Genomic DNA, 20,289 nt, shown 5'->3' on the forward strand with positions numbered 1-20,289 from the left:
TGCGCAATGGTCGATCATGCGTCCCTCCGTTCCTTGCGGGACACCCGCACCCGTCGGGCCACATGACCGGGGCTGCGCAATGGTCGATCATGCGTCCCTCCGTTGAAGTCCGGGAACCGTGCGCGCCCCCGCCAGCGGCACCAGGTCCACCTCGCGGTCGACGCCCGGTTCGAACCGGACGGCGGTGCCGGCGGCGATGTCGAGCCGCTTGCCCGCAGCGGCGGCCCTTTCGAACTCGAGGGCACCGTTCACCTGGGCGAACTCGAAGTGCGAACCCACCTGCACGGGCCGGTCACCGGTGTTGCGCACGAGCACCGTCGTGCGCTCCCGCCCGGGATTCAGCACCACCGGCTCACCAGCCGGAACGATCTCACCAGGCCTCATGAACATTTCCTTCCTGAACCGGCCACCCGCACCGCAACTCCAGTCCTCATACGACAGGGTTATGAACAGTCACGAGCTTGGTGCCGTCGGGGAAGGTGGCCTCGACCTGCACGGAGTCGAGCATCTCGGGGATGCCGTCGAGGACCTGCCGGCGGGTGAGCACCTCGCGGCCCGATGACATGAGTTCGCTGACGGTGCGTCCGTCGCGGGCGCCTTCGATCACGTGGTCGGTGATGAGGGCGACGGCTTCGGGGTGGTTGAGGCGGAGGCCGCGCTCGAGTCTGCGGCGGGCGACGTCGGCGGCGACGTGAACGAGGAGCTTGTCCCGCTCCTGCGGACTCAGGTGCATGCCCTGTGTCTATCACCGGTTGCGGCTGTCGGCGCGCCGGGCAACGCAGCCGTAACACCGATCTTGCGTGGATCTTCCGTTAACGGCGTGCTGCGCACTGAATCGTTCCCGTGATCGTGACCGAAACCACCGGTTTCTTCGATTGATACGCGGGCGCGCGTAGAGCAGAGTCATGCGCATTACGCCGAGTGTGCGCTCCGGACACGCGTTCGCGGCCGCGCACGGGCGATCAGGTGTGATCGCCGACCTCCCCAAGCCGAACCGAACAGGGCCCGAACCGAACAGGGGCCGATCCTCATCCAGGGCCCGATCCGATCCGCCGGCTCGAGCGCACGAGACGAGCCCCGTCGAAAGGCAGCTGTCGTGACCGCCGCACCCGTTTCCCCCAACACCCAGGCCTCCCTCGATGACGGCTTCGTCCCCGGTCTCGAGGGCGTCGTCGCCTTCCACACGGAGATCGCCGAACCCGACAAGGACGGCGGTTCGCTGCGTTATCGCGGCGTGGACATCGAGGATCTCGCCGGCAAGGTCAGTTTCGGCGACGTGTGGGGGCTGCTGGTCGACGGCGGTTTCGACCGTGGTCTCGCGCCTGCCGAGCCGTTCCCCGTCCCGGTGAGCACCGGCGACGTGCGGGTCGACGCGCAGGCCGCGGTGGCGATGCTCGCCCCGATCTGGGGGTTCGCGCCGCTGCTGGACATCTCCGACGAGGAGGCCCGCGACCAGCTGGCGGCCGCGTCGGTGACGGCGCTGTCGTACATCGGCCAGTCGGCGCGCGGCAAGGGTCTGCCGGCCGTTCCGCAGTCGCGTGTGGACGAAGGCGCCACCATTCCGGAGCGGTTCATGATCCGCTGGCGGGGTGAGCCGGATCCGGCTCATGTCAAGGCGATCGACGCGTACTGGGTGTCGGCGGCCGAGCACGGTCTGAACGCCTCGACGTTCACGGCGCGGGTCATCGCCTCGACCGGTGCGGACGTCGCGGCGTCGCTGTCCGGTGCGGTCGGTGCGATGTCGGGTCCGCTGCACGGCGGCGCCCCGGCCCGCGTGCTGCCGATGCTGGAGGAGGTCGAGCGCACCGGCGACGCGCGCGCCTACGTGAAGGGGCTGCTCGACCGCAAGGAGCGGCTGATGGGCTTCGGCCACCGCGTGTACCGGGCCGAGGACCCGCGGGCGCGGGTGCTGCGGCGCACGTGCCAGGAGCTGGGCGCGGAGCGGTACGAGGTGGCGGCGGCGCTCGAGCAGGCGGCGCTGGCCGAGCTGCGGGAGCGCAGGCCGGACCGTCCGATCGAGACGAACGTCGAGTTCTGGGCCGCGGTGATCCTGGACTTCGCGCAGGTCCCGCCGCCGATGATGCCCGCGATGTTCACCTCGGCGCGGACCGCCGGCTGGGCGGCGCACATCCTGGAGCAGAAGCGCACGGGACGTCTCGTGCGCCCGTCGGCGAAGTACGTCGGGCCCGGCCCCCGCGACCCCCAGAGCGTCGAAGGCTGGTCCACCGTCACCCCCATCTCCTGACGGTTTCGCGCTCCCGAGGGCCCATGGTCGCGCCCACCCGTCGCCCGGCCACCACCCCCCAACGACGCGCTGTCGCGCGGCTGCGCTTGACGCGACCAAAGGGCCCTCGGGTGCATGTCAGATGCGGCGGGCGGCGGCTCGGAGCAGGGACGGCGTGAATCGGGCCGCGGCGCCGACGACCTTCGCCTCCACCGACGGCCGCACGACCGGCCGGTCCCGTTCGACCGCCCGCAGGATGTCGGCCGCGACCCGTTCCGGCGGGAAGTTCCGCCGCGCGAACATCCGGTCCGACTCGCGCCGCTTCGCCTCCTGAGCCGTGGCGTCCGCGCCGGAGAACGTCGTCGTCGCCGCGATCGCCGTGCGCACGACGCCGGGGCACACCGCGCTCACGCCGACGCCGGCGCCCGCCAACTCGGCCCGCAGACACTCGGTCAGGTGCAGCACCGCCGCCTTCGTCGTCGAGTACGCGGGCAGCACGGTGTTCGGCAGGTAGGCCGACATCGACGACACGTTGACGATGTGTCCACCCTCGCCCAGCTCGACGAGCTGCCTGGCGAACAGCCTGCTGCCGTGGATCACTCCCCACAGGTTGACGTCGACGACGCGTTCCCAGTCCGCCAGCGTGGTGTCCACAATGGAGCCTGCCATGCCGATGCCCGCGTTGTTGACGACGATGTCCGGCACGCCCGACTCGGCGGCGACGCGCGCGGCGAACGCGGCCATCGCCTCCGCGTCGGACACGTCGACGGTGTGGGTGAACACCTCGGCACCGCGGGCACGCACCTCCTCGGCGACCGGGCCGAGCGGTGCGACGTCGGCCAGCACGACGTCCGCACCCTCGTCGGCGAACGCCAACGCCGTCGCCCTGCCGATGCCGCTGGCAGCCCCCGTGACGAGCGCGAGCCTGCCACCGAACCGTCCCACGGGCCGCGGGGCGACCCGAGCCCGCTTCAGCGAACGCGCCTGCCGGCCGCCCTCGACGTGGTCGACGAGCTCGGCGGCGGCCCGCGCGATGCGTTCCGGTGCCGCGCGCGGCACCCAGTGCCCGCCGCTGATGTGCCGCACCCGCAGGTCGGGCGCCCACCGTTCGACCCGCGTGTGCATGGGCGGCGTGACGTAGGCGTCGCGGGCCGGGGCGAGCACCTGCACGGGAACGTCGGCGTACCGCTCGGCCGGACGACTCAACCGGCGCGTCATGTTGGCGCGGTAGAGGTTCAGGCCGTGCACCGCGTCCGACGTGGACGGCGCGGGTTCCTCCGGGTCGCTGCTGCGCAGGATCCGGGCGAGCAGTCCACTGCGGATCGTCAGCTCCGGCACCACCGGCAGTTGGAAGAACCCGACGTACGTCGAATGCAGCGCCTGCTTCAGCACCGCGCCCCACTGCGACGGTGAGCGCAGGCCCGTACGGAACCAGTGGCCCACGTGGTCGAGGCACGGCCCGGACACCGACGTGAAGGACGCGACGCGGCCGCGCAGGCGCTCGTCGGTGACGGCGTGCCAGGTCTGGACGGAGCCCCAGTCGTGGGCGAGCAGATGCGCGGGCCGGTCGGGGCACACGGCGTCGAGCACGGCGGCCAGGTCGGCTGCGAGCCGGTCGAGCAGGTAGGACTCGCGGCCGCGGGGCTTGTCGGAGGCGCCCGCGCCGCGGACGCGTAGGTCACGAGCCGGAAGCGGCCCGCCAGTTCGGCGACGACGCGTCCCACAGGGAGGAGTTGTCGGGGTAGCCGTGGACGCACACCAGCGTCGGCACCGGTTCCGCCGGGCTGCCGGGCCTGCCGCCGGTCGGTTCGGGTGCGTGGCCGGCCTCTGCGACCTGGTCGGCCGGTTCATACACCCGCACCGCGAGTTCGACGCCGTCACCGGCCCGCACCCGCCGCTGCATCCCCTGCGTCCCCTGCGTCGTTGCCATGGACGCACCCTAACCACGCACCGCACCAGCGGGGCCCCGTCCGTGACGTAGGCGAAACCACGCGCCGCGCAGCAGGGGCGGTGTTTACGATCCTCGGCATGCTGCCTACCACCGAGCACGTGTTGAACCGCCGGATCGCCACCGAACAGGTCGCGGGGCGCGCACCGTCGCTGGCCGCCGCCGTCGTGCGCGACGGGGAGATCATCTGGTGGGGTTCGCGCGGCACGGTCGACGCGCCCGCCCGCATCGCGGCACCCAGTACCGCATCGGCTCGATCACCAAGGCGATCGTCGCGGCCGCCGTGCTGCGCCTGCGCGACGAGGGCAGGCTCGACCTGAACGACCCGCTCGACAAGCACGTGCCCGGCACGAGCTTCGGCGCCGGAACCACCATCGCCGAGCTGCTGTCCCACACCAGCGGCCTGACGTCCGAATCGCCCGGCGCCTGGTGGGAACGCAGCCCCGGCGGCGACTGGAACGACCTGTCGGCCAGCCTCACGCCCGGCGAGACGAAGCTCCGCCCGGGACGCCAGTTCCACTACTCCAACGTCGGCTACGGCGTGCTCGGCGAACTGCTCACCCGCATCCGCGGTGCGCACTGGCTCGACGTCGTACGGGCGGAGGTCCTCGAGCCGCTCGGCATGCACCACACCACCGCGTCCCCCGGCGAGGGCGGCCTGCCGCACGCCACGGGCTACGCGGTGCACCCGTTCGCCGACGTGCTGCTGCCCGAGCCGGCCCACGACGCGGGCGCCATGGCCCCGGCAGGCCAGCTGTGGTCGTCGCTCGACGACCTGGCGGCCTGGACGGCGTTCGCCGGCGGCCGCACGCACGGCGTGCTCGCCCCGGAGACGGTCGCCGAGATGCGCGAGGCCGCCACCGTCGACGACAGCTCCGGCGCGTGGAACGCCGGCTACGGCCTCGGCTTCCAGCTGATCCAGGCGCACGGCAGGCGACTGGCCGGGCACACCGGGTCGATGCCCGGGTTCCTCGCGTGCTCGCTGATCGACCCGGCCACGCAGACCGGCGCGGTGACGTTCACCAACACGACCGCGGGCGTGTCGATCGCGGGTCTGGCCGTCGATCTGATCGCCATGGCCGACGACCACGAGCCCGCACTGCCCGCCGAGTGGACGCCGTCGCCGGTGGAACCGGAGCTGCTCGAACTCACCGGCATGTGGCACTGGGGTCCGAAACCGCACTACCTGTACGCCAGGTCCGAAGGGTGGCTGCGCCTGGCGCCCGCGGACGGTGCGGGCCGCTCCTCCCGGTTCCGTCCCGCGGGCGACGGCACGTGGGTCGGACTGGACGGTTACTACGCCGGGGAGACGCTCACCGTGGGTCGCGTGAGCGATGGCACACCGACGTACCTCAACCTTGCGACCTTTGTTTTCACCCGCACACCGTACGACCCGGCGGCCCCCGTGCCCGGCGGAGTGGACCCCGAAGGCTGGAGGCGTGAAACACTGCCGACATGACCGAAGCCGCTGAGTTGACGATTCCTGCAGAACTCAAACCCTCCGACGGCCGGTTCGGCTGCGGCCCCTCCAAGGTGCGGCCCGAGCAGTTGGCCCACCTCGCCTCCGAGGGAGCGAACGTGCTGGGCACGTCGCACCGCCAGAAGCCGGTGAAGTCCCTCGTGGGCCGCCTCCGCTCCGGCCTGACCGACCTGTTCGGCCTGCCCGACGGCTACGAGGTGGTGCTCGGCAACGGCGGCACCACGGCTTTCTGGGACGCGGCCGCGTTCGGCCTGGTGCGCGAGCGTGCGCAGCACTTCACCTACGGCGAGTTCTCGTCCAAGTTCGCGAAGGTCACCGACAAGGCCCCGTTCCTGGACAAGTCCGTCATCGTGGAGGGCGAGCCGGGCAGTGCGCCCGAGATCGCCTACCAGCCCGGCGCCGACCTCGTCGGCTGGGCGCACAACGAGACGTCCACCGGTGTCGCGGTGCCCGTGCGGCGCCCCGCCGGCAGCGACGACGCGCTCGTGGCCATCGACGCCACGTCCGGCGCGGGCGGCCTGCCGGTGCAGGCCGAGGACTTCGACGTCTACTACTTCGCCCCGCAGAAGTCGTTCGCCTCCGACGGCGGCCTGTGGATCGCGCTGATGTCGCCGAAGGCCGTGGCGCGCGTCGAGGAGATCGGCGGCGGCGACCGCTGGGTCCCGGAGTTCCTGTCGCTGCCGACCGCGCTGGACAACTCCCGCAAGGACCAGACGTACAACACGCCCGCCGTGGCGACGCTGCTGATGCTCGTCGACCAGATCGAGTGGATGAACGGCCGGGGCGGCCTGGAGTGGACGACCGCGCGCACGAAGGACTCGTCCGACCGGCTGTACTCGTGGGCCGAGAAGACGTCGTACGCGACGCCGTTCGTCACCGACCCGGCCCTGCGTTCGCAGGTCGTGGGCACGGTCGACCTCACCGACGACATCGACGCCGCGGCCGTCGCGAAGACGCTGCGCGCCAACGGCATCGTCGACGTCGAGCCGTACCGCAAGCTGGGCCGCAACCAGCTGCGCGTCGGCATGTTCCCGGCGATCGAGCCGGACGACATCACCGCACTCACGACGTGCATCGAGTACGTCGTGGAACGCCTCGGCAAGTAACACCCGAAGTGCTCCCAAGGGCCCTTTGGTCGCGCCCACCCGTCGCCCACCACCACCCAAACGGACACGCTCCGCGTGGCAGTGGCCGATTCCACGCGACCATGGCCCTTGGGAGCTTCTTTGTAGCGACTTCTGCCGCATCTGATGTGCCCGCGACTCGGCGCGCCTGCGACGTCAAGGCGACGCGCCGCCTTAACGTGAACGACGAGCAACGTGAACGCGCTTGGGAGGCGGGAATGCGAACGCTACGGGTGGTCGGGCTGCACGAGGACGGCGAGTCCATCGTGTGCGAGGACCCCGAGCGCCGCGAGCGCTTCCTGCTGCCCGCGGACGCCCGCCTGCGCGCGGCCGCCCGCGGCGACATCACCCGTCTCGGCCAGATCGAGATCGAGCTGGAGGCCCAGATGCGACCACGCGAAATCCAGGCCAGGGTCCGCGCGGGCGAATCGGTCGACCAAGTGGCCGCGGCGTCGGGGGTGCCGGTCGAACGGGTCGAACGGTTCGCCTACCCGGTGCTGCTCGAACGCTCGCGGCACGCCGACCTCGCCCAGCGGGCGCACCCCGTCCGCGAGGACGGCCCCGACGTGCAGACCCTCGCGGAGGTCGTCGCGTACGCGTTCGGCGTCCGCGGCCACGACTTCTCCCAGGCCGAATGGGACGCCTGGCGCGGCGACGACGCGAAGTGGGTCGTGTGTCTGCGCTGGTCGGCGGGCCGCTCGTCGAACCGTGCCCACTGGACGTTCACACCCGGCGCCCACGGCGGCACGGTGACCGCACTCGACGACCTCGCCGCGGCGCTGTTGGACCCGACGTCGTTCCGCGCGCCGCGCGCCGTGACCGACCTGGGTGCGCGGGCCGCACGCGCCGAGGCGGTGGACGCCGACGGGCAGGAGCCGGTGCTGTTCGACTACGCGGACTTCGACGAACCGGACGAGCCGACCGGCGACACCGACGACACCGGCGACACCATCGCCAACGTCATCGAGGCACCCCTGCCCGCCGCCGCCGAGCAGGAGCACGAGCAGGACGCGCCGGCCACGGACAACGACGGTTCCGCCGGCGACACGGCGCACCAGCCCGCGGACGGCCAGGGCGAGCCCGCACAGCCGGGCCGGAAGAAGCGCAAGGGCCACACCCCGGTCCCGGCGTGGGAGGACGTCCTCCTGGGCGTCCGCAGCCAACGAGGCTGACCCACCGGTCACGAACGAACCAAGGGCCCCATGGTCGCGGTGAACGCGACCATGGGGCCCTTGGGTGCTCTAGGCGTCAGTGGGCGCTGGGGGTGCCCACCTTGTCGGACTTGTCGGCGGTCCAGGCCGACACGCACGGGATGCGCGAGGTGTCGCACCGGTCCGCGTAGCGCTTGGTGATCTCCGTGACCTCGGACATCAGACCCTCGTTGAGGGTGATCGGGTTGAGGCCGAGGTGCAGGAACCGGTCGTTGGCCACGTGGAGGTCGTTCTCGTCGGCCTCGTTGCGCGGGTTCTCGACGTTCTCGACGGTCGCACCGGTCTTCTCGGCGATCATCTGCGCCAGGTCGCGGACCCGGTGGGTCTCGGTCATCTGGTTCAGGATCTGCACCCGCTCGCCCTTCTCCGGCGGGTTGCTGATCGCGAGCTCGATGCACTTGACCGTGTCCTGGATGTGGATGAACGCGCGGGTCTGCCCGCCCGTGCCGTGCACGGTCAGCGGGTAGCCGACACCGGCCTGCATCAGGAAGCGGTTCAGCACGGTGCCGTAGTCGCCGTCGTAGTCGAACCGGTTGATGAGCCGCTCGTCGAGCTGCGTGTCCTTGGTCTGCGTGCCCCAGACGATGCCCTGGTGCAGGTCCGTGACCCGGATCTTGTCGTTCTTGTTGTAGAAGTAGAAGAGCAGCTGGTCCTGCGTCTTCGTCATGTGGTAGATGCTGCCCGGGTTGGCCGGGTACAGGATCTCCTGGTCGACGAGCTCACCGTCGCCGACCTCCACCTTCACCTTGAGGTACCCCTCGGGGATCTTCATGCCCGCGGTGCCGTAGCCGTAGACGCCCATCGTGCCGAGGTGCGCGATGTGGATGTCCAGACCGCTCTCGACGACCGCCGCCAACACGTTGTTGGTCGCGCCCAGGTTGTTGTCCACCGTGTAGCGCTTGTGCCAGCTGCTCTTCATCGAGTACGGCGCGGCACGCTGCTCGGCGAAGTGCACGATCGCGTCGGGCCGGAACTCCAGCAGCAGGTCCAACAGGCGCTGGTAGTTCTGCGACACGTCCAGGTTGTGGAAGCCGATCTCCTTGCCGGTCGCTTCCTTCCACGCCTGCAGGCGCTCACCCATCGGGCGGATCGGCGTCAGCGACTCGGCCTCGAGCTCGATGTCGATCTTGCGCCGCGAGAGGTTGTCGACGATCGCGACGTCATGCCCCTGCGCGGACAGGTGCAGGCTGGTCGGCCATCCGCAGAAGCCGTCGCCGCCAAGAACCAGTACTCGCATCTGTTTTGTTCCTCCTGATCGCCTGAGCCAACGCGGCCCCGCTTTGAGCTCGAACTGCCGGTCCACCTTGTCTTAGTAACGGGTCGATCTCAACCCTGCGCAAAGAATAGGGATGTCGCTGCACGAACGAGAAAGGCGGTGTGCACAATGGTAGATGTGACGACCGTTTCCGCAGGGCAAAACGCCGCCGACCAGCAGGAAGCGCCAGCCGACCCGGACCACCGTCCCGGTCAGCCGTCGTTCTTCGGCCGCATCGTGCGCGCGTTCATGAGCTCGGGCCTGGCCACCGTGATGAGCCAGGTGACGTTGATCGTGCTGCTCACGATGGATGTCAACCCGACGGCTGCGAGCGCTGCGGCGTTCGTAGCGGGCGCCATCCCCAACTACTTCGTCGCACGTCGCTGGGCCTGGGGCCGGAAGGGCAAGCCCGACCTGAAGCGCGAGCTCCTGCCGTACCTCGGCGTGATCGCACTCGGCGGACTGTGCTCGATGACGCTGACGACGATCGCGGGCTGGATCACCGAGCCGCTGCAGATCTCGGGCTTCGTGCGCATCATCGTGCTCGACGTGGCGTTCCTGAGCAGCTACGGGCTGGTCTTCCTGATCAAGTTCCTGCTGCTCGACCGGTTCGTCTACAGCGGGTCGAACATGGAGAAGATCAACGAGCGTGCGGCCGCGAAGTCGGCCGCCACCCCGGCCGTAACCCCGTAACCAGGGCATACGCGCTCGCACGGCCGCGCTCAGGCTGCTTCGAAGGGCCGATCACCCGCCAGGGTGGTCGGCCCTTCGGCGTGTGCGGCCGGGTTACCCCGCACCCGCCGCGGGTTGATCAACTTTCACCCGGTTTTCACCCGGCGAACTGCAACAAAACCGAGGACAATTCACGCCGACCTAACACGGGGCCCGTCCGTCGTCGCATAACCGACAACCGAGCGCAATTCGGGGCATCGACCGACAGACCGACATCCCCCGTTGGAACCAATACGACGCGGGTGTAATTCACCGCAAACCGGCCTAATACCCGTCCACCGGAAAAAGCACCCGGAAAACGAGGGCGACCCTCCACCCCGGCGGGGTGGAGGGTCGCTGCAGGTTCGTCCGCCGCGTCAGCGCGTCTCTGCGTCTCCCGGGAGGCTCGGTGACCTCCTGGCCGATCAGGCCGGCCTGCGCTCGTCAGCCGCCTTCTCAGAGCCCTTGTCGGACGGCCGGTCGGCCGGCATGTCGGTACGCACGTAGCGGTTGCGCTTGCCGCCGCGGAAGACGTACTCCCGCAGCCAGGTGCCCAGCATCACGCGCGAGTAGTTCGCGCCGTACTTGATGCTGCCGCCCTTCTTGCTGGCGCCGTTGTTGCGCAGCTCCATCGTCATCGGCACCTCGAGCACGCGAGCACCGCGCGCCATGACGCCGAGCAGCAGCTCCGAGGCCTGGTACTGCGGCTCGCGCAGCGTCACCGACGCCGCGAGGTCGGCGGGCATGGCGCGGAAGCCGAACGACGTGTCGGTGATCTTCTGCATCGTCAGCACCGAGGCGAGCCACGCGAACACGCGCACACCCAGCCAGCGCACGCTGCTGTCGTACTTGCCGGAACCCAGGCGGCGCGAGCCGGTCACGAAGTCGGCCGTGCCGTCGAGCAGCGGCTTCATGAGCATCGGCAGCTCGTTGTTGTCGTACTGGCCGTCGGCGTCGGTCGTGACGACCCAGTCGGCACCGCACTCGGCGGCCAGCCGGTAGCCGAGCCGCAGCGCACCGCCCTGACCACGGTTCTTCGGCGCCTCGCACACGTAGGCACCGGCCGCGCGGGCCACCTCGGCCGTGCCGTCGGTGGCACCGTCGACCACCACGAGCGTCGAGACCGGGATGTCCCCGCAGTGCGTGGGCATGTTCTGCAGCACCGGGGTGATGCCCTTGGCCTCGTTGTAGGCCGCGATGACCACGACCAGCGGGCTCAGCGGGGCCTCGCCGTAGCGGCTGCGGAACTCGGACACGGCGGCGGTGTCCACGTCGTCGGGGTAGTCGTCCATCTTCGGACGTCGACCACCCTTCACGGGCTTCTTACCCAGGCCGAATATGGCGGCCAGCCCCAAGACGCCGCCGATCGGCAGCAGGACGAGCGCAGGCAACTGATACCTCCAGGAGAACTCGAACGCGGCGGAACCTGCCAAGATGATGAGAGCGCTGCCGGTGGCAAGGAAAGCCCCGGATCGTAGCGGTGATCCGCGTGACTTGCCTACACCGACCACTCCCAGAATGCCGAACAGCGCATACACCGCGAGCAGCGGCCCCCACGTATACCCGCCGTTCAGCTGGTAGGAACGCAGAAACGCCGCCAGGTCGGGGTCGGCATGCGGTAACTGGTCGTCATAGGCCAGCGACCACGCGTGATAGGTCTGCGGGGTTTCGGTCCCCACGTCGTGGTACGGGTAGTGCGACTGGAACTGCCACCGCTCCACGGGGACGTCGTTGTAGAACGTCTCCTTGAACGGCGAGAAGTTCTTGCCGAAGTCGTAGAGGATCGCGCCGGCGACGTCGAGCGGCTGCTCGAACATCACGTGGTACGCGAACTGCCTGGCCAGCGTGGCCTTGTCGCGCTCGTCGGGCAGCGGTTCCTCGGGCCAGTCGGCCGAGCCGTACTGGAAGTGGGTGTAGAAGTCGACCGACTCGCGCTCGTCGATGGGCTCCTCGGGACACATGATGCGCATGCCCTGGTCGTCGGGCAGCCGGTCGCAGTCGGCGATGGTGGCCATCCGGCCGTACAGCACGTTGTTGGACGCGCCGGTCAGACCGAACGAGCCGGCGTGCACGGCGTAGTACGACATGTAGCCGACCAGCACGAGCCCGAGCCCGACGAGTCCGGCCAGGGTCCGGCCGATCGCGTGCCGCCGCCCCTTCGATGTGGTCCACAGCTTCCAGCCGCCGTAGGCCAGCAGCAGGAACAGCACCAGCGGCACGGCGATGGTCATGCCGATCGTGCGGGTGAACACCGCCACCGCGAGCAGCCCGCCTGCCAGCGCGGCGCGCTGCCAGGTCGCCTCGCCGCGCGAGAGCAGCGCCCAGACCATGCCGACCAGGAGGGCCTGGAACAGGACCTCCGACATCAGGGTCGCTTCGATCTGGATCTGGTAGGCGTCCAGCAGCACCGGGGCGGCCGCCAACGCGGCCAGCCAGCCACGATCGGTGTAGCGCAGGGCGAGGCGGTACAACGCCAGCGCCATCAGTACGCCGATGACGTGCTGCACCGCCTGCACCCAGGCGAAGCCGCCGAACTCCAGCAGCCCCTTCAGCAGCAGCGTGTAGCCGAGGGGGTTGAGGTCGGTCGGCCGCAGTTCCTCGAGGTTGCCGAGGTAGCGGAACGTGTCGATGTAGAGCAGGGCGGGCTGGTAGGCCAGCCACGCCACGATCCGCAGTGCGACGCCGCCCACCAGCAGCAGTCCAATGAGCCAGTGGCGGCGGAGAAAGGAGGACACTCCGGGCACTTTCGTCTCGGGCCGTGAGGGCGGCGGTCTCGGCGGTCGGCGGATCAGCCGGCGTCCGCGGCGGCCTTCTGGAAGTATTCCCAGGTCGCGGCCAAGCCACCCTTGAGGTCGAAGGACGGGGTGTAGCCGATCGTGTCGGCGCTGCCGGAGATGTCGACGATCACCGCCGGCATCTCACCGCCCGGCGCCGGTACGTGCTCCACGGGGATCTCCGCGCCCGTCACGGCGCGCACCCCCTCGATCATGTCGAGCACCGACACCGACCTGCCGCCGCCGACGATCGCGCGGCCGACGTACCGGGTGTCCCAGGCGCCGGTGATGCCGGAGACGATGTCGTCGAGGAACACCAGGTCCCGCTTCTGCTGACCGTCGCCGTAGACCTTCACGCCCTCGCCCTGCAGCGCGGCGCGCATGAGGCGCGGAATGAAGCTGTCCTTGTGCGACATACCCGGGCCGTAGACGTTGGTGAAGCGCAGCGACGTGGTCTTCACGCCGTAGGCGCCCGCGTAGCCGGACATCAGCATCTCGCAGGCGGCCTTCGTCGCGCCGTACGGCGTGAGCGGCGCCAGCGGCAGGTCCGGGTTGATCGTGGCCGTGCCGACGTCGCCGACCACCGCGTTCGTCGAGGCCAGGATGAACCGCGGCACCTCGTGGATGCGCGCCAGCTCGAGCAGCTCGTGGGTGATGTCGACGTTCTCGGTGTAGGTCTCGGCCGGCATCTCCACCGACTTGAGGACCGACGTGATCGCGGCGAGGTGGATGATGCCGTCGACGCCGGGCTTGATGGCCCGCTCGCGCACGTCGCGTCCTTCAGGTCGCCCTGGACGTGGATGACCCCTTCGTCGTCCGGGTACGGCGAGGGTTCCCTGTCGATGACGGTGACCTGCGCGCCGCGCTCGCGGAACTTCGCGACGACCGCGCGCCCGATGAATCCGCTACCACCGGTGACGACGACGTTGCACACGTCTTGAGCGTTAGACGAAGCCATGCGCCGTAAAGTACCGGCCCCTCGAACGGCCACTGTCGCCGACCGCCCAATACTCCGTCGCCGGGCCCTCGGCAAGGCTCCGACCTGGTCGTTATCGACCCGTGAAATCCGACTAACACCGTGAAAGGCGCGCTGACCTGGGCCGTCTGTCCGTCCGCACTGATCCGTATGTCCGGTCCCGACCCGCGATCCTGTGGTTGTCGTCACAGCGAGCCGAAAGCGACCGTGGGGCCCTTGGGAGCTTTCGGGCGGCGGGTCAGAGGGCGATGATGAGGACGCCTACCCAGGAGAGGGCTATGCCTGCGGTGGTGCCGCCGACGATCCAGCGGACCACCGGGACCTGCCTGCCGAGCCACAGCGACGGCGCGAGCCCCGCGGTCACGATCAGTCCCGCGCCGATCGCGACGATCCCGTGCGTCGCCGATGCCAGTGCGCCGGCCAGCGCCAGCATCGCCACGATGATCATCGCCGCGAAGAACCCCGCCACCAGCAGACCCGTGCCCCACGGTGTCGGTCCCGGCTCCCGCGCCGCGCGCGCATGCCAGTAGGCCGGCCCCGCGAGCCGCCGCGGCGCCGCATGCCGCGGCCTGCCCGGCGCCCCGGACGGCACCCGGCCCGCCCCGGCGCCCGGCCCCGACCCGCCGGCACCCGGCATGCCGCCGGCACCGGCAACCGGCCTAGCCCCCGCACCCACACCGCCCGCGGTCACCTCGCCTGCGTCGACGGCGCTCTGGTGGGGGTCGACGCTCGGCGGGCTCAGGACGAACGTCCGCCCTTCCACCGGGTCGTGCACGCGGACCGCCACACCCAACGTCGTGGCCACGCGGCGCGCCAGCTGCCGGCCCCGCCGCGCCACGACCTCGAGCCCGTCCGCGTCCGCGGCACCCGAACCGACGAGCACCGAGACCCGGGCCCACTCGTGCAGGGCGTCGGTGAGCTCGTCACTGAGCTGCATCGCCCGCGGGTCGGTCTCGTGGCCGTCCTCGCGCGTGAGGACGGCGCGGTCACCGCGGACCCCGAGTTCGAGCTCAGCTCCCCACATGGTCGCCCGCGCCCTCCCTGCGCACCGTCAACTCGTAGAAGGCGACGGCACCGGTCGTCGCGACGTTGAGCGAGTCGACGCCGTCGGCCATCGGGATCGACACGGCGACGTCGGCGGCCGCGAGTGCGGCCTCCGACAGTCCGTGTCCCTCCGAACCGAGCATCAACGCCACCTTGCCCGATCCGGCGGCCTCCCACAGGGCGGCCGCGCCGGGCCGCGGGGTGAGCGCGGCGAGCCGGAACCCGGACGCGCGCAACGTTCGCAGCGCCTCCTCCCACTCGCCTGCGTCGGAGGCGACGGTGAACGGCACGCGCAGCACGTGTCCCATCGACACGCGCACGCTGCGCCGGTACAGCGGATCGGAACAGCCCGGCCCGAGCAGGACGCCGTCGACGCCGAGCGCGGCGGCGTTGCGGAAGAGCGCGCCGAGGTTCTCGTGATCGCCGACACCCTCGAGCACGGCGAGCACGCGCGCCCCGGCGACGAGTTCGGCCACCGACGGTTGCGGTGCCTTGTCGGCCGTGGCGAGCACGCCGCGGTTGAGGTGGAAGCCGACGACGCGGGCCATCACGTCGGCGGAGGTGACGTAGGCGGGCACATCGAGCCCACCGAGCACGTCGGACAGTTCGTCGATCCGCCGCTGCACGCCGAGCAGCGCGCGCACCGGGTACGACGATTCGACGAGTCTGCGCACGACGACGGTGCCCTCGGCGATGACGAGACCGCGTCCGCCGGGCCGGTCCGGCCGGCGGTCGGCGGTGGTGAGGTCACGGAACTCGTCGAGCCGCGGGTCGGAGACGTCGTCGGTGTGGATCAACAGTGCTGGTCCGGCCACCCGCAGAGTGTCGCACTGCACCCCTTGCGCCCGTGTCAGTGCTCCGAACGTCGGGCATCCCGTTCGTGCGAACGCAGTCGCCTCGCGGAGGGTGAGGCAGAACCCACCGCAGAGCACCGGTTTGGCCGCTGGTCCCGGGTCCGCGAGGTGTGCCAACGTCGCCTTCTGCCACGGAAACACGCGCAGTATGCGGCGTGGGTCCGAGAGTGAGGGGCCCACCGGCCACCGCACCGCCCGGCCCCCGTTACCGCGGGTCGCCCGACGCGGGGAGATGGACACAGTCTCGGGAGGAAGCACCGATGGGCCAGGACGTCTCTCCGAGAAGCCGTCCCCCACACGATCGCGGGCAGTACCGGCACAAGATGCAGCGGTGTCTCGACACGTTCGCCCGCATGCTCGCCGAGGAGCGCTTCACGTTCCCGCGCAAGCACATCGGCCTCGAGGTGGAGCTGAACCTCGTCGACAGCGCGATGCGCCCGTCGATGTCGAACGCGGCCGTGCTGGCCGCCATCGACGACGAGCTGTTCACGACGGAGCTCTCGCAACACAACATCGAGCTGAACGTGCCGCCCCGCCCGCTCGACGGCGAATCGGCGTTGCAGCTCGAGAACGACCTGCACGCCCACATCGGCAGGGCGGACGCGACGGCGCGCGAATCGGGCGCGCACGTGGCGGCGATCGGCATCCTGCGACGATCGGCGACGAGCACTTCGACCAGAAGTGGCTCACCAACAACCCGCGCTACGCGTTGCTCAACGACCGGATCCTGGCCAGTCGCGGGGAATGCCCGTTGCTGTCGCTCGAGGGCCGGACGTTGAACGGGCAGTACTCGGCCCTGTCGGCGTCGTCTGCGCGGACCGCGCAGTCCGTGCCGTCGGAGGATCTGCACACCTACACCGAGTCGATCCTGCCGGAGGCGCGTGCACGTCGGTGCAGCTGCATCTGCAGGTGGCGCCCGACGACTTCGCGGCGCACTGGAACGCGGCGCAATGCCTTGCGGGGCCGCAGGTCGCGCTCGGCGCCAACTCGCCGTTCCTGCTGGGCAAGGCACTGTGGGCGGAGACGCGCATCCCGCTGTTCCTACAGGCCACCGACACCCGTCCGGAGGAGTTGAAGAACCAGGGTGTGCGGCCGCGGGTGTGGTTCGGCGAACGGTGGATCACGTCGATCTTCGACCTGTTCGAGGAGAACGTGCGCTACTTCCCCGGTCTGCTGCCCGAGACCGACGACGAGGACCCGATGGACGCCCTCGATGACGGTAGGGCGCCGAAGCTGACGGAGCTGCGGCTGCACAACGGCACGGTGTGGCGGTGGAACCGGCCCGTGTACGACGTCGTCGACGGCACCCCGCACCTGCGCGTGGAGAACCGGGTCCTTCCCGCGGGGCCGACGGCGCTGGACATGATGGCCAACGCCGCGTTGTTCTACGGCGCCCAGCGCGCGTTGGCCGAGGAGGAACGTCCCGTGTGGACCCGGATGTCCTTCCACGCCGCCGAGCAGAACCTGCACGCGGGCGCGCGGCACGGGTTCGACGCGCAGTTCTACTGGCCGGGCATCGGGACGGTGCCGCCCGACGAACTGGCGTTGCGTGTGCTGCTCCCGCTGGCGCACGAGGGTCTGCGCAGCTCCGGGGTGTCGAGCGCGGTCGCCGACCGCTACCTGGGCGTCGTCGAACGTCGCTGCGTCACCAAGCGCAACGGCAGCACGTGGCAGCGGGACGCCGTCGCCGCGGCGCAGCAGCGCGGCCTCGACCGCGACTCGGCGCTCGCCGCGATGCTGGGGCACTACCTGGACCTCGCGCGCGAGGGCGAGCCGGTGCACGATTGGCCGGTACCCTGACAAGGGTCCGAGCGAGGAGACCCCGGAAGGCCGCGATGCCCAAGATCATCGGCAGTTCGCTGGGTGAGCACCGCAAACAGGTGCGCACCAAGGTCTTCGACGCCCTGCGCAACCAGCTCTACGAACGCGGATTCGACGCGATCACCCTGGCCGGCGTGGCCGCCGAGGCCGGTGTCGGCCGCACCGCGATGTACAACCACTTCCCCGACCGCGAGCACCTGCTCGTCGCGTTCGTCGAGGACGAGGCGGCCCGGTACGTGGCGCGGCTCACCGAGGCCATCGACACCGTCGACGACCCGGCCGACAAGCTCGCCGTGTTCGCCCGCCTCCAGCTGGAGACGCTGGCCGAGTACCACCTGCCGCCGGGCACGGCGCTGGGCCGCACGCTCGGCCGGACCGCCTATCGGCGCATCGCCGCGCACGCCGACCCGATCGGCGAGGTGCTCGACGGCATCCTGCGCGACGGCATGCGCCGCGGGCGGTGGCCGGAACAGGACCCGGCCGTGCTCGCCCCGATGGTCGCGGCGGCGCTCGGCGCCCGCCAGGTCGTCGACGTGCCCGCCGACGAACTGCCGCGCGCATCGACCTCGCCGTGGCGTTCGTCCTACGCGCGGTTGGAGTAATTCCCGCCGACGACTCGCCACGGACCGGGCCGCGCCACTAGGCTCGTTTCTGACAGCGCGTCAGAAACGCCGAGCCGATGGAGGCGTCATGACCGGACAGGCGACCGAACCGTTCTCCCGACGACTCCGCGCATCGACCCACGAGGTGCACGAGCGCGCCCACCACTCGAGCTACATGAACGCGCTGCTCGACGGCAGGCTCACCCTCGACGGGTACACGGCGCTGGCCGAGCAGTACGCCTTCATCTACGGCACGCTCGAGGACGCCGCCGCGACCATGTCGACCGACCCCGTCGGCGGTCCGTTCGTCATCCCCGAGCTGCACCGCATGCCCGGGCTCACCGCCGACCTCGACCGACTCGCCGGCCCCGGCTGGCGCGACCGGATCACCCCGAGCCCCGCCACCAGCGCCTACGTCGAACGACTCACGGAGGTCGCGTTCACCTGGCCGGGCGGATACGTCGCGCACCAGTACACGCGCTACCTCGGCGACCTCGCCGGCGGACAGGTCGTCGGCAAACTCCTCGAACGCAGCTACGGCATCACCGGCGCCGGAGCGCAGTTCTACGACTTCTCGGCACTGGGCAGCCCGTCGGCGTTCCGCACCCGCTACCGCACGCTGCTCGACGACGCCCCCTGGGACGAGGCCGAGCACGCGCACATCATGGCCGAGACGCGGCGGGCCTTCGAGCTCAACATCGCCGTGCTCGACGACCTCGCCGACGCCGTCGACGTGCACGCCGCCGCCTGACCCGAGACGATCACCGGAGTGACCCAACCGACATGTCGTTGACCTCCACTTAGGTAGAGGGAGCAAGGTCAACTCGGGCCCACCCGGTTAGCACACCACCATGGCGGCGACTAGGTTGGCACACGCGACGTTCAGCGCAAGCGACCTCAACGACGAAGGAGGGCTCATGCCACGTACGAGCTTCCCGACCTCGACTACGACTACGGTGCCCTCGAGCCGCACATCTCGGGCGAGATCAACGAGCTGCACCACAGCAAGCACCACCAGACCTACGTCAACGGCGCAAACCAGACCCTCGAGAAGCTCGCCGCCGCGCGCGACGCCGACGACTTCGGCTCGATCGTCGGCCTCGAGACCACCCTGGCCTTCAACCTCGCCGGCCACGCCAACCACGTCGTGTGGTGGAAGATCCTGTCCCCCAACGGCGGCGACAAGCGACCGGCGAGCTGGCCGCCGCCATCGACGACGCCTTCGGCTCGTTCGACAAGTTCAAGGCCCAGTTCACCGCGGTCTGCACCACCATCCAGGGCAACGGCTGGGGCGCGCTGTCGTGGGACCCGATCGGCCAGACGCTGATCACCCAGCAGCTCCGCGACCACCACAACAACCTCATCCTGCCGACCGTTCCCATCCTGCTGGTCGACGTGTGGGAGCACGCCTTCTACCTGCAGTACAAGAACGTCAAGCCGGACTACGTCAACGCCCTCTGGAACGTCTTCGACTGGGCCGAGATCGGCAAGCGCTTCGAGGACGCCAAGGCCGGCCGCAACGGCCTGCTCAGCGCCTGAGCCGCTCCTGCCGCGTCAGCGGCACGTAGCGCGCAGCGCGGCGTGCGCGCAGCGCGGCGTGCGCGCAGCGCGGCGTGCGCGCAGCGCACGTGTAGCCAGGGCCCCGTTCGGATCTGATCCGGGCGGGGCCTTTTGGTGTTTTGGGGACTTCGGAGGCCGTGTCAGCACCTTGCGTCGCCGTGTTGGCATTTTGTGGCGTCGTGTTGGCGTTTTGTGGTGCCGTGTTGGCATTCTGCGTCGCCGTGTTGGCGTTCTGCGTCGTTGTGTTGGCGGTTTGGGTCGTTGTGTTGGCATTCTGTGGTGCCGTGTTGGCGTTCTGCGTCGCTGTGTTGGCATTCTGCGTCGTTGTGTTGGCGGTTTGGGTGCGGGATCTGTGCTTGAGGTGAGAGTGCCTCGCCGGCGGGCAGGTCTCCGGGATGGTCGGGCGGCGTTGCCGCTGCTCCGTGTCATCCCTCGACCTCTCGTTTCGTTTATCACTCAGCAGGGCGGCAAAGTTTTCGTTTGCTGCGTGGCGGGTTTGGTGACTGGTTGCGTACCTGGAGCGTGATGGGTTCGGTTTAGGTCGACGGGATGACACTCCGGGGCGGGGGATTGTTCGGGTTTCGTGGGTGGTTGCGTTGTGGGCTTTGGTGGGAGCCTTTGCTTCGCTCGGCCTCGGGTTTGGACCGGGTTGGCGGTTGGTTGTTTGTCGAACTTGTGTTTGGTATTATGGGGTTGTGACCAGCG

The 20,289-nt window shown here is 70.0% G+C and carries 11 protein-coding genes and 6 pseudogenes; 9 read left to right on the top strand and 8 right to left on the bottom strand.

Annotated elements, in window-relative coordinates; translation table 11 throughout:
* Positions 1-87: 87 nt before the first annotated feature.
* Both BJF85_RS14150 and BJF85_RS14155 read right to left on the bottom strand, forming a co-directional pair.
* A complete protein-coding gene (locus BJF85_RS14150) occupies positions 88-384 on the bottom strand; it encodes an urease subunit beta (protein ID WP_075848120.1) in 297 nt (98 codons plus the stop codon).
* A 46-nt stretch (positions 385-430) separates the two neighbouring features.
* Positions 431-733 (bottom strand): urease subunit gamma, encoded by a 303-nt coding sequence (locus BJF85_RS14155; RefSeq protein ID WP_075848065.1) that lies wholly within the window; start codon positions 731-733, stop codon positions 431-433.
* A 363-nt stretch (positions 734-1,096) separates the two neighbouring features.
* On the opposite strand from BJF85_RS14155, the gene BJF85_RS14160 reads away from it, so the two are divergent.
* A complete protein-coding gene (locus BJF85_RS14160; protein ID WP_075848067.1) occupies positions 1,097-2,245 on the top strand; it encodes a citrate synthase 2 in 1,149 nt (382 codons plus the stop codon).
* Between the two features lie 117 nt (positions 2,246-2,362).
* Here the strand turns inward: BJF85_RS14160 and BJF85_RS14165 are convergent.
* A pseudogene (locus tag BJF85_RS14165) lies at positions 2,363-4,127 on the bottom strand (SDR family oxidoreductase).
* Positions 4,128-4,252: 125 nt separating this feature from the next.
* On the opposite strand from BJF85_RS14165, the pseudogene BJF85_RS14170 reads away from it, so the two are divergent.
* From BJF85_RS14170 to sepH, 3 genes and pseudogenes are all read left to right on the top strand, one after another.
* Positions 4,253-5,631, top strand: a pseudogene (locus tag BJF85_RS14170) (serine hydrolase domain-containing protein).
* On the top strand, positions 5,628-6,758 hold the full coding sequence (serC, locus tag BJF85_RS14175; protein ID WP_075848069.1) for a phosphoserine transaminase: 1,131 nt from the start codon (positions 5,628-5,630) through the stop codon (positions 6,756-6,758). The pseudogene BJF85_RS14170 and the gene serC overlap by 4 nt, the downstream one beginning before the upstream one ends.
* Before the next feature lie 236 nt (positions 6,759-6,994).
* Positions 6,995-7,948: a septation protein SepH gene (gene sepH / locus BJF85_RS14180; protein WP_075848071.1), complete on the top strand. Its 954-nt coding sequence runs from the start codon at positions 6,995-6,997 to the stop codon at positions 7,946-7,948.
* Between the two features lie 76 nt (positions 7,949-8,024).
* Here the strand turns inward: sepH and BJF85_RS14185 are convergent, their stop codons facing one another.
* Positions 8,025-9,224: an NAD-dependent epimerase/dehydratase family protein gene (locus BJF85_RS14185; protein ID WP_075848073.1), complete on the bottom strand. Its 1,200-nt coding sequence runs from the start codon at positions 9,222-9,224 to the stop codon at positions 8,025-8,027.
* A gap of 147 nt (positions 9,225-9,371) precedes the next feature.
* Here BJF85_RS14185 and BJF85_RS14190 point away from each other — a divergent pair, with 147 nt between their 5' ends.
* Positions 9,372-9,935, top strand: a complete 564-nt coding sequence (locus BJF85_RS14190; RefSeq protein ID WP_083666370.1) for a GtrA family protein — start codon at positions 9,372-9,374, stop codon at positions 9,933-9,935.
* Between the two features lie 443 nt (positions 9,936-10,378).
* Here the strand turns inward: BJF85_RS14190 and BJF85_RS14195 are convergent, their stop codons facing one another.
* The 4 genes and pseudogenes from BJF85_RS14195 to BJF85_RS14210 form a co-directional block, all read right to left on the bottom strand.
* Positions 10,379-12,688: a glycosyltransferase family 2 protein gene (locus tag BJF85_RS14195; protein WP_075848075.1), complete on the bottom strand. Its 2,310-nt coding sequence runs from the start codon at positions 12,686-12,688 to the stop codon at positions 10,379-10,381.
* Positions 12,689-12,741: 53 nt separating this feature from the next.
* Positions 12,742-13,685, bottom strand: a pseudogene (locus BJF85_RS14200) (NAD-dependent epimerase/dehydratase family protein).
* A gap of 256 nt (positions 13,686-13,941) precedes the next feature.
* Positions 13,942-14,727 (bottom strand): DUF2537 domain-containing protein, encoded by a 786-nt coding sequence (locus BJF85_RS30155; RefSeq protein WP_255375632.1) that lies wholly within the window; start codon positions 14,725-14,727, stop codon positions 13,942-13,944.
* A complete protein-coding gene (locus BJF85_RS14210) occupies positions 14,714-15,562 on the bottom strand; it encodes an RNA methyltransferase (RefSeq protein WP_075848124.1) in 849 nt (282 codons plus the stop codon). The genes BJF85_RS30155 and BJF85_RS14210 overlap by 14 nt, the downstream gene beginning before the upstream one ends.
* A gap of 299 nt (positions 15,563-15,861) precedes the next feature.
* On the opposite strand from BJF85_RS14210, the pseudogene BJF85_RS14215 reads away from it, so the two are divergent.
* The 4 genes and pseudogenes from BJF85_RS14215 (at position 15,862) to BJF85_RS14230 (ending at position 19,563) form a co-directional block, all read left to right on the top strand.
* Positions 15,862-17,401, top strand: a pseudogene (locus BJF85_RS14215) (glutamate--cysteine ligase).
* A 35-nt stretch (positions 17,402-17,436) separates the two neighbouring features.
* Positions 17,437-18,065 (top strand): annotated as a pseudogene (locus BJF85_RS14220) (TetR/AcrR family transcriptional regulator).
* Between the two features lie 47 nt (positions 18,066-18,112).
* Positions 18,113-18,775, top strand: coding sequence for a heme oxygenase (biliverdin-producing) (locus BJF85_RS14225; protein ID WP_075848077.1), 663 nt, complete (start codon positions 18,113-18,115; stop codon positions 18,773-18,775).
* A 222-nt stretch (positions 18,776-18,997) separates the two neighbouring features.
* Positions 18,998-19,563: pseudogene (locus BJF85_RS14230) on the top strand (superoxide dismutase).
* Positions 19,564-20,289 lie beyond the last annotated feature (726 nt).

The sequence above is a fragment of the Saccharomonospora sp. CUA-673 genome, assembly GCF_001942305.1.
Lineage (GTDB): Bacteria > Actinomycetota > Actinomycetes > Mycobacteriales > Pseudonocardiaceae > Prauserella.